This window comes from Flavobacterium xanthum (assembly GCF_900142695.1).
Classification (GTDB): domain Bacteria; phylum Bacteroidota; class Bacteroidia; order Flavobacteriales; family Flavobacteriaceae; genus Flavobacterium; species Flavobacterium xanthum.
This window is the reverse complement of the sequence record NZ_FRBU01000062.1, coordinates 1-10,455: the sequence shown is the minus strand read 5'-3', so window position 1 is coordinate 10,455 and position 10,455 is coordinate 1. Positions and strand designations below refer to the sequence as shown.

At 32.8% G+C, this 10,455-nt stretch carries 9 protein-coding genes; 5 read left to right on the top strand and 4 right to left on the bottom strand.

All coding sequences use genetic code 11. From position 1 onward, the window contains the following. The first annotated feature begins 149 nt into the window (after nt 1–149). Nucleotides 150–2,171 carry a hypothetical protein gene (locus BUC11_RS15785; RefSeq protein ID WP_139259538.1) on the top strand — a complete coding sequence of 674 codons (2,022 nt, stop codon included), beginning with the start codon at nt 150–152 and terminating at the stop codon, nt 2,169–2,171. A gap of 71 nt (nt 2,172–2,242) precedes the next feature. Here the strand turns inward: BUC11_RS15785 and tsf are convergent, their stop codons facing one another. From tsf to rplM, 4 genes are all read right to left on the bottom strand, one after another. Then, nucleotides 2,243–3,205 carry a translation elongation factor Ts gene (tsf, locus tag BUC11_RS15780; RefSeq protein ID WP_073355613.1) on the bottom strand — a complete coding sequence of 321 codons (963 nt, stop codon included), beginning with the start codon at nt 3,203–3,205 and terminating at the stop codon, nt 2,243–2,245. 139 nt (nt 3,206–3,344) lie between these two features. After that, on the bottom strand, nt 3,345–4,160 hold the full coding sequence (gene rpsB, locus BUC11_RS15775; RefSeq protein ID WP_066080511.1) for a 30S ribosomal protein S2: 816 nt from the start codon (nt 4,158–4,160) through the stop codon (nt 3,345–3,347). A gap of 225 nt (nt 4,161–4,385) precedes the next feature. Beyond that, on the bottom strand, nt 4,386–4,772 hold the full coding sequence (gene rpsI, locus BUC11_RS15770) for a 30S ribosomal protein S9 (protein WP_066080508.1): 387 nt from the start codon (nt 4,770–4,772) through the stop codon (nt 4,386–4,388). After that, nucleotides 4,772–5,227, bottom strand: coding sequence for a 50S ribosomal protein L13 (gene rplM / locus BUC11_RS15765; protein WP_066080505.1), 456 nt, complete (start codon nt 5,225–5,227; stop codon nt 4,772–4,774). Before rplM ends, rpsI begins: the two co-directional genes overlap by 1 nt. Nucleotides 5,228–5,569: 342 nt before the next feature. On the opposite strand from rplM, the gene BUC11_RS15760 reads away from it, so the two are divergent. From BUC11_RS15760 to BUC11_RS15745, 4 genes are all read left to right on the top strand, one after another. Beyond that, nucleotides 5,570–6,592 carry a LacI family DNA-binding transcriptional regulator gene (locus BUC11_RS15760; protein WP_073355612.1) on the top strand — a complete coding sequence of 341 codons (1,023 nt, stop codon included), beginning with the start codon at nt 5,570–5,572 and terminating at the stop codon, nt 6,590–6,592. Between the two features lie 490 nt (nt 6,593–7,082). After that, the gene (locus BUC11_RS15755; protein ID WP_073355611.1) at nt 7,083–7,400 is read left to right on the top strand and encodes a hypothetical protein; all 318 of its coding nucleotides are present in this window, start codon (nt 7,083–7,085) and stop codon (nt 7,398–7,400) included. Between the two features lie 59 nt (nt 7,401–7,459). Further along, complete coding sequence (locus BUC11_RS15750; RefSeq protein ID WP_175547769.1) at nt 7,460–8,284, top strand: GLPGLI family protein; 825 nt, start codon at nt 7,460–7,462, stop codon at nt 8,282–8,284. Between the two features lie 224 nt (nt 8,285–8,508). Then, the gene (locus BUC11_RS15745) at nt 8,509–10,395 is read left to right on the top strand and encodes a TonB-dependent receptor (RefSeq protein WP_073355607.1); all 1,887 of its coding nucleotides are present in this window, start codon (nt 8,509–8,511) and stop codon (nt 10,393–10,395) included. Nucleotides 10,396–10,455 lie beyond the last annotated feature (60 nt).

Sequence of the window (10,455 nt, the reverse complement as noted above, 5' to 3'; positions counted from 1 at the left end):
TCTTCTTGTTCTTGACATAATTCTGCTAATTTAAGGTTTTTAATCCTATCTTAAATTCACACAAAAAGTTGTACGTTTTTTGGGGAGCAGCATAGAATGAGTTTTTTGGGAACAAACATCAAGTGGCTACCCAAAATATAAATGCGGACATGATTGAGGGAATCGACCTGTTAACTAGTTATTCGGGTTTTGCAACTGCCAGCGGTAGCATGAAAGGAATAGCTTTAAACTTGAAAACAAAAGACAGTTATAAAAATAAATGGATCATGGATTTTGAGGCAGCTGGTGGAATAAATAATTCTTTTCGATTTCATTCTAATTCATTTAAGTTTTTCAAAAAAGGAAATTTTGCTGTTATATCGGATTATAATACGATTGCTAAAACACCAATCTCTAGGGAGGATTATAATGAAATGAGAATTGTGTCTGAAGTGGATAGTGACAATGGGGAATTCAAATCTATTGAAACCCCTACCTTTTTAAACCCCAACGCTTTTATAAAGGACAAGAAAAATGCCTTTATTGGAATGAATTATACTAGTTTAATAGGCAAGCGTTCTAAGGTTACATTTTCGAATGTTTTCAACAAAGCGACTATAATCGAGGAAAATGCAAGACTTCAAACCAATATTGGAGAATCGGAAAGCCGATTCTCTTTTTTAGAAAATAAAACAGCAAGCTACAGCCTCAATAATAGTGCTTTAAAATGGGAGTTTAATAAATCGAAAACTACTTTTATATCCTATGTCGCTGGATTTACGCCAAATGCAGACGAAGATGATCAGGATTTACTGCGTGCAACAAACCAATTAGACTACACTAAAAGCGATACTAATTTTAATTTTGCTCATGTTGTAAAAGTGCAAACCACGCTTTTTAAGACTATTAATTATAAGGCCATAGCCCGGCATTCCTTTGATGATAACCGTCAAAAAGTAGCTTTGTTTTCTCAGCAAAATTTATTTGGTAGCACGCTGGATACGATTAATCAAAATCAAAATAATAAAGAGATTAATTTTAGCGTAAGCAACGTATTTACAAAAGCCCAAAAGTCAAATATTTTTTCTTTAAAAATAAACTTTTTATCACATCAGTCCAGATTTAGTACTGCTGTTTTTCAGAACGATACTACTGATATTACTTTAAAATTAGAGCGGCAATCCATGCAAACCAATTTTTCATGGTTGAAAAATTGGGATTCTAAATTGCAGTCCATTTTGGGTTTTAATACAACGGCAACAAACAGTCATTTTCAAGGTTCGCAAAATGTATTGACCAGATATGAACCCAACTTTAGTTTAATGTACAATTTTAAGGGAATTAATAAAATTACGTTTAATTATTCGTTGGATCATCAAGTACCTACTTTGAATCAAGTGCAACAAACCGATATCATAGTTGATTTTCAAACGGTGGCCAAACCAAGCTTAGTTGATTTTAATCAAGTACTACCTAAAAACAGTTTCTCACTTCAATTTTTAAGTGTAAATCCAAAAAGTCAAAGTGTACTTTTTTCTACTTTGTCCTATGATACAGAACAAAATTCAATTTCGAATAATACTAAATACAATACTGATTTTATAGAAACCGGTGCCATTACAACTAGAAATAGAAAAAGTGTAAAGGCATTAGCTTTGTATGATTTAAAATTGAGAAGGGTGCCCTTTTCTATTAAAACGACCTTGTTTTATCTAAAATCGATAGGATTGTCACAATTTGATGGTGATGATAATCAATTTGTAACTCAAAATCTTACCAATCGTTTGCAACTGATCTCTAATTTTAGAAAATCAGATATCCAGTTTGGTGTGGATTACAACTTTATTCAAAGAATGGTAGCGCAAAGCATCAGTAATTTTAGTAACACGAGCCAAAATCATCAAATTACAGTGTCAGTTCGAGGTAAAAACAAGACTAAGTTAAAATGGGATGCGGGTTTCACAATGGATAATCAAGATTCTGGTTTTGCTACTAACAAACTATTTTTTCTGAATGCAAATGTGCAGTATGTTGCGGATAAAAATTGGAAATTGGTTTTTAATGGGAACAACATGCTAAATTTGAATCAGACAACGTTATTGTCAAACACCTTAAATTCAAGCTTTTTTACAGAATCAAGAGTGTCAATTCGTCCCGGGTATTTGATGCTAGGTGTGAATTACTCCTTATGAGTTTAAAAAAAAACCCATTTCAAATCACTTTGAAATGGGGTTTTGTATATAATAGGAAATCAAATAGTAATCTATCCTAAAGCAGCTCTTTTGAAACCTGTAATTTCAACTTTGAATTCTTTAACATAATCACCTACTTTTTTACTGTCATCTTTGATGAAGTTTTGATCCAATAACGCTTTTTCTTGGTCTAAAGTAGTGTTGTCAGAGATGAAACGCAGTACTTTTCCAGGAATAATTTTGTCCCAAATTTGTTCAGGTTTACCTTCAGCTTTTAATTCAGCTTTAGCATCTTCTTCAGCTTGTTTTAAAACTTCTTCAGTTAATTGAGAGAAAGAAATATACTTAGGAACATTTTTTAAAGTTTTTCCTAAACGTTTTGCTTCTTCATTTTCTTTTTCGATTATAGCAATACGAGCAGCAAGTTCAGAAGCAACGAAAGATGGGTCAAAATCTTTGTAAGATAATGTGTCAGCTCCCATTGATGCAACTTGCATAGAGATATCTTTAGTAAGAACTTCTGCGTTAGGTACAGCAGCAGAAATAGCAGTTAATGCAGCAATTTTGTTAACGTGAACGTAAGATCCAACAAAAGCACCTTCTAAAATTTCAAAATCACCGATTTCGATTTTTTCACCAATAACACCTGTTTGTTCGATCAATTTCTCAGCAACAGTAATACCGTTGAAATCTGACGCTAAAAATTCTTCTTTAGAAGAGAAGTTAATCGCTTTTTCAACTAACTCTTTAGCTAAAGAAACGAAAGATTCATTTTTACCTACGAAATCTGTTTCACAATTTAAAGTGATGATTGCTCCTTTAGTTTTGTCAGCATTGATAAAAGAAACAGCTGCTCCTTCAGAAGACTCACGGTCAGAACGGTTAGCAGCAACTTTTTGTCCTTTTTCTCTAAGGTTTTGTATAGCTTTATCGAAATCTCCATCAGCTTCAACTAAAGCTTTTTTACAGTCCATCATTCCGGCACCTGTGGTTTGTCTTAATTTATTTACATCTGCAGCAGTAATTGTTGCCATAATTTTTTTATTTTAAATTAAAAAATAGTTTTAATAAAAAATTCCAAATTCAGAAATCCTGAATCCAATTGATAAATTAAATCATTGCTGAGATAATTTTTGGAATTTGGAATTTTAGAATTTGGAATTTCTTTTTGTTTTATTCTTCAGTTGCAGTTGGAGCAGCAGCTTCTACAGCAGGAGCTACTTCTACAGCTTCAGCAGCAGGAGCTACCGTTTCAGCAGGAGCAACAACTTCAGCAGTTGCTTCGCCTTCTTTGTCAGAACCTCTATCAGAAAGTCCTTCAACAATTGCAGCGGTAACCAAAGTTAAAATTTTATCAATTGATTTAGAAGCATCATCGTTAGATGGGATTACGAATTCAACCTCTCTTGGGTCAGAATTAGTATCCACCATTGCGAAAACTGGAATGTTTAATTTTTGAGCTTCTTTTATTGCGATGTGTTCTGCTTTGATATCAACTACGAACAATGCAGCTGGTAGTCTAGACATGTCAGCGATTGAACCTAAGTTTTTCTCTAATTTAGCACGAAGACGATCTACTTGCAAACGCTCTTTTTTAGAAAGAGTCATGAAAGTACCATCTTTCTTCATTTTATCAATAGTAGCCATTTTTTTAACAGCTTTACGGATAGTTACGAAGTTAGTTAGCATTCCACCAGGCCATCTTTCAGTGATGTAAGGCATGTTTGCAGCTTTTGCTTTTTCAGCAACGATGTCTTTTGCTTGTTTTTTGGTAGCAACGAATAATATTTTTCTACCTGATGCAGCGATTTTTTTCAAAGCTTCATTCGCTTCTTCAATTTTTGCTGCAGTTTTATATAGATTGATAATGTGAATACCATTACGCTCCATATAGATGTAAGGAGCCATGTTTGGATCCCATTTTCTAGTCATGTGTCCAAAGTGAACACCTGCTTCTAGTAAGTCTTTAACTTCTACTTTGTTTGCCATTTTTGTTCTAGTTTACGTTCTGTTGATTAGCAATGCATAAATGGCGGTTTACCGGCTATATGCATTTAGATGCTAAACTATTTCCTACCTCAGTAGGAGAGCAACAACAACTGTGTTTTTTAAATTTATGCTGAAATTTTTTCAGCAACTTTAGAATAATTATACTGAATTAATTCCAGTACCTGTTCTTGAGTACCTGAAACGAGTTCAGATTGAAGTCCAGTATTAACGTTTAGAGAATTGAAATCTCTTACGAGCTTTCTTCTGACCGAATTTCTTACGTTCAACCATTCTTGGATCTCTTGTCAATAAACCTTCTGGTTTCAAGATAGCTCTGTTTTCAGCATTTACTTCACACATAACGCGTGCTAATGCCATTCTTACAGCTTCTGCTTGACCAGTTGAACCACCTCCGTAAACGTTTACTTTAACGTCAAAGTTGCTTACATTTTCTGTCATAGACATCGGTTGTAATACTTTGTACTGTAAAGTTGCAGTTGGGAAGTATGTTTCGAATGCTTTTTTGTTTACAGTGATTACTCCTGTTCCTTCCGAAACATAAACACGTGCAACAGCGGTTTTTCTTCTACCGATTTTGTGAATAACTCCCATTACTTAAGATCGTTAAGGTTAACTGTTCTAGGTTTTTGAGCGCCTTGTTTGTGCTCTGATCCTACAACAACATTTAAATTTCTAAAAAGTTCAGCCCCTAACTTGTTTTTAGGTAACATTCCTTTTATTGCTTTTTCAACTAGTAATGCAGGGTTTTTTGATTGCAATACTTCAGCAGTTAAAGTTCTTTGTCCTCCAGGGTAGCCAGTGTGACGGATGTAAGTTTTCTCTTTCATCTTGTTTCCTGTAAGGTTGATTTTTTCTGAGTTGATAACAATTACGTTATCTCCACAGTCAACATGTGGTGTGTAACTTGCTTTGTATTTTCCTCTAAGGATCATTGCGATCTTCGAAGCCATACGACCTAAGTTATGCCCATCAGCATCTACAACAATCCACTCTTTTGTAACGGTGGCTTTGCTTGCTGATTGTGTCTTGTAGCTTAATGCGTCCATAATATTATTTTAATTAAACATTCCATCCCCAATAAAGGGGTTGCAAAAGTACAATTAATTATTTTAAATGCAAATACCTTAAACTATTATTTTTATCATGTTTTAGTACTGATTATCAAATGGATATTTAAAATTAATTTCTATCTTCAAATTTTGGATTAGTACACGTGCAGTGGAGTTACCGGAATCATGATTTTTTTTATGATTTTATTGACTATTCCTGATTTTTTAAACCTAAATTCTCTATTATAAATGCTATTTTTGTCAATTAAATAGTTATTTTTCTAATTATTTATATCTTGTAGGTATTTTTCCTTTATCAATTACAATAAATATCCCTTTATGAAAGCTAAAGCTACGTTAAAACAAATCGCAAAAGAACTGAATGTTTCTGTTTCAACAGTTTCAAAAGCGCTCAATGATAGTCCGGAAATAAGTGACCTAACTAAAGTGAAAATAAAAGAATATGCAAAACTCAAAAATTACAAACCCAATGTAATTGGTCTCAATCTTAAAAATAGAAAAACAAAAACAATAGGGGTCATTATTCCCAATATCTTGAATTCTTTTTTTGCCAAGGTTTTTAGCGGTATTGAAAAAGTAGCGGATGAAAAAGGGTATAATGTGATCATGTGTATATCCAATGAATCTGCAGAGAAAGAAGCGCATACTTTGGAAATGCTTAGCAATGGAACCATTGATGGATTTATTGTTTCGGTTTCTGAGGAAGCACAAAAAAATCAGGATTACGATCATTTCTCCGCAATAATAAATGATGGTACTCCAATCGTAATGTTTGATCGAATTGCGGAAGGTGTTGATTGTGACAAAGTAATTGTTGATGATTTTGATTCAGCACTAAATGCAACACAACATTTAATTGATTTGGGCTGCAAAAATATCGCCTTATTGTCTTCAATCGATAATTTAAGTGTTGGTAAATTAAGAGCCGACGGATATTTGAAGGCATTAGAAAATAATGCTATTGCAGTTGACTCAAATATTATTATTCGAACGGATGCCGAAGAAGATTTAAAAGAGAAAATCGAGAAAATTTTTGAAAACAAAATAGACGGAATTTTCGCTTTAGAAGAAAATGATTCTGTCGCAGCTTTGCGTGTCGCGCTCAAAAAAGGATTTAAAGTTCCAGAAGATATTTCCATTATAGGTTTTGCTGACGGAATTCTTGCTTCTCGTAGATTGTCACCTAGTTTAACAACGGTAAGTCAGCACGGAATTGAAATAGGAGAAGTCGCCGCCAAATTACTGATTGACAGATTGGAATCTAAAGAAGAGGATATTCCTTATGAAACCGTGGTGATTAAGACGGTGTTGAAAGAAAGAGAATCTACAAGAAAATTGTAGTTACTTATTTATAATAAACGCAAAAAATCTCTAATTATTTTTAAAAATAATTAGAGATTTTTTTATGGTATAATATTATATGATTTAGTGCGCTTCTAGTTAGTTTTTCCAAAGTTATGTAGACCAATTGCAAACCATATTTTAATTTTTTATCAAAAAATTAAAAGCTATTATATTAGATCTTTACGTTTTTATAAAACTCTTTTACCTTGTTAAATTGATGTTAATATTTAAAATAATTATTTAAATCAGTTTTTTTTTCATTCATATTTGTCTTACGAAACAACAATAATTGTTGCGTAGTAAGTTGACCTGAAATTTTAAAGAACATTAGCTGAATCATAGTCGCGAATATCATAAGCTAACCTTGCAAGGATGTTTTAAAAAAGAAGTAAAATCAACGAGGCGGAACAAATTAATCTAATATTTCATCCGTAATTGCAGTCAGTCTGCAAACAGATTTATTTATTAATCACAAAATTAAAGTAAAATGAAAAAAAGTTTATTTTCAGCGGTATTTCTGTTGGTGACCTCAATGTCTTTTGCAAATGAAGTAAAAGACAAATCGTCTACAGCTGTAGACGACGGAGCTGTTGCTTCTTCTAAAAAAACAGTGGAAACCTTGACTACTATTAAAAATGATGAAGATATTTGTTCAGTAAGTTGCTATGCGGAAATATACTATCTTGGTGAACTTAGAACAACGGTGTTTTCATCTGCAACTGCTGGTGATTGCATTACTGCGCAAACTGATTGTTTTCAAAAGGCACAAAAAAAAGCTGATGCATACATCGCTGCAGCGGAGTAATATTTGCAATAATGTTTACTGTAGAGGCTTTTTCTAAGCCTCTATTAAATTTAGTTTATATGAAAAATTTTTATGTTTTAAGTTTACTTTTTATGGTCTGCTCAACCGTTTGGTCACAAAAAGATTCTATTACTTCAATTAATTTAAAATACAATTACGTTGTTCGAGGGAATGCTGCTAAAAATATCACTTATAAGGCGGCATACGATTTAGTCCTTTTTCCAGATTTTGGCTTAGCCGTTTATGATAAAGAGGTAGACAAAGCTCCTAAAATCGAGAATATCACAAGCACTTCTACCGCAATTGAATGGAAGCCAAAAGGAAAAAATCTTTCAACCTTGTATAAGAATTATGCAAGAAATGAGATGTTTTTAAAAAGTAATATTAATTTTCGTTTTTTTGTTCAAAAAGATTCCTTAGCTATTTTTGATTGGGATATAAAAGAAGAAACAAAAACAATTCTAGGATATACTTGCCAGGCTGCGACTACAACTTTTAGAGGCAGGAATTACAAAGCATGGTTTACTACCGCACTACCAGTTTGCGGTCCTTGGAAGTTCGATAGTTTGCCTGGAGCTATTTTAGAGGTAAAAGCATCAGACGATTATGTAAGTTGGGAGGCCACTGGGATAATTGTAGATAAACAAAAACCAGATTATCCTCAACCTGAAAATCCTTTTGTTTTAGATAAAGCTTTAACGTGGTCTGAATTTAAGTTGTTGTATAAAGAAAAAGCCATAGCTGCAAGTAAGTATGTAACCAAAGAAGGAGAGAAATTAAATATTGTCACAGCAAGAATGGGAGTGGAGCGCTATATTGAAGAAGATGATAAGGACTATCAAGCGGATAAAGTGATGAAAAAAATAATGAATGAAAATAAGTAATTATCTATATTAATGCGATTAAGATTTTTCTTCGTTTTGTTTTTACTGAGTTTTAGTGTGTCAGGGCAAATAATTAACGGTCGTGTGTATGATGCAAATAACAATCTTATCAATACAGCTAATGTGTTGTTTAAAGATGCTGCTAACACAACACTTATTCAGGAATTTACTCCTGTAAAAAAGGGTGTTTTTACGATTTCTCTAAAAAAAAGTACACTGCAATCGTGGTCGAGGTACAAGTAAACGGATTTGTAATTCCAACGCAAGTAATAGAAAATCCTGAACCGCTTAAGAATTATAACCTAGAATTCAGGATACTAAATGAGCAAAAAATAAATCTGAAAGAAGTAGTTATTCTTGCTAAGAAAAAAGCATTTGAAATAGTTGAGGATACTGTAAAATATAATGTGGAAGCATATCGTGACGGGAGTGAAAGAAAGATAGACGACATCATAAAAAAGTTGCCTGGTATAACTGTAGAGCCTAATTCAGGTAAAATAAAGTACAAGGGAAAAGAAATAGAGACTGTTACACTAGAAGGTGATAATTTGTTTGGGTACAACTATACAGTTGGAACCAAAAACATCAATGTAGATATGGTCGACCAAGTGCAGGCGGTCGATCATTATGCAGAAAACGCTTTGCTTAAAGGAATAGAACAAAACGATAAGGTTTCCTTGAATTTGACCTTAAAAAAGGGTCGGCTGGATTTTTCAGGTGATATAACCTCCGGATTAGGTCTTTTCGATAAAGGAAAGATTGCGCATGATGACAGTGCCACCCTTTTAGGAATCACTAAAAATTTTAAATCATTTGGTACATTAAATTACAATACCATCGGGAAAAATACTTCACCATTTGATTATTCAGGTTTTAACTTAAACCCAGAGGAATTGCGTGAGCGGGACATAAATGCCACGAAAATAATACCTGAAACAATGTTTTCTAGTGCTCTGGGAAATGAAAGGGCGAATATTAACAACCAATTTTTCGGTAATTTCAATAGCATTTTTAAAATAGGAAAACAATTAAGTATAAAAACAAACGGTTATTACATTAGGGATAGAATAGTCAGGAATGAATTAGTTGAAAACCAATTTCAAATCAACAATCAATCTTTTGCTACCTCAGATTATACTTCCCTTATTAAAAAGCCTGAACAGTACAGAGGTGACTTAGAAATTAAATATACTATGTCCAAAAATTCTTCATTGGAATATACCTCCAGAATAAAGGAAGAAAGTATAACGACACCAATCAATATTCTTAGAAACGAAATGGATGTGTTTAGTTCTAATTTAACATCTAGGGATATACTATTTAGGCAACGCTTGCTGTGGACAAATAAGTTAAGCGAAAACAAAGCAATTCAAGGCTCATTTTATCAGGCTACCAATTATCGTCCCCAAAAACTGGCTTTGTCCCCATCAGTTTTTAATTCAGGAAATGGAATTGATACGCAAGAAAGTGCTTTTAGAAAAAATTATTTAGAAGGGGCTTTTAAATTTTTTGGCGCTATCAAAAAAAATAAATACGAGTTTAATTTAGGATCTATTTTAGATGAAAATCCATTTAGTTCCAATTTAATATCAGATAATAATCAGAATAGCGCAAATAGATTTAATTATGTGCAACAATCTATTTTTCTATCCACTAATTATCATTTTAACAAAGGTAAGTGGCGTATTTCTCCTCGTGGCAGCATTCGTTACTTGTTGCAAAATAGAAATGATGATGTTACAAATCAAAATGATGTACAACGGAATTTTATTTTTGAGCCCAGTTTAAGTGCTTCCTACCGTATTTCGACCCTAGCAAGTTTGAATGCATCAATGGGGTATAAGCAGTTGAATAATTCTGAAGCCTTCTTATTTCAAAATCTAATACTTGTTAATAACCGAGTTAGTTACAGCAACACACCTTCGCTTGAATTACAAAAAAGGCAACTTTACAGCCTAGATTATACAAGAAATGATTTGTTTAATCAATTTGAATTTATTGCCAATATTAATTTCCAAAAAGTTAAGGGAAACTTCTTTTCTAACGCAATTATTACAGAAAACACAACCATAATTATATGCTGCGACCTATTCGCGATGCAACTTTTTTAGAAACTTAAGATAGTTTTTTAAGTTTTCATTTCTATTTTCTAGGCTAAAATCGGAAATAAC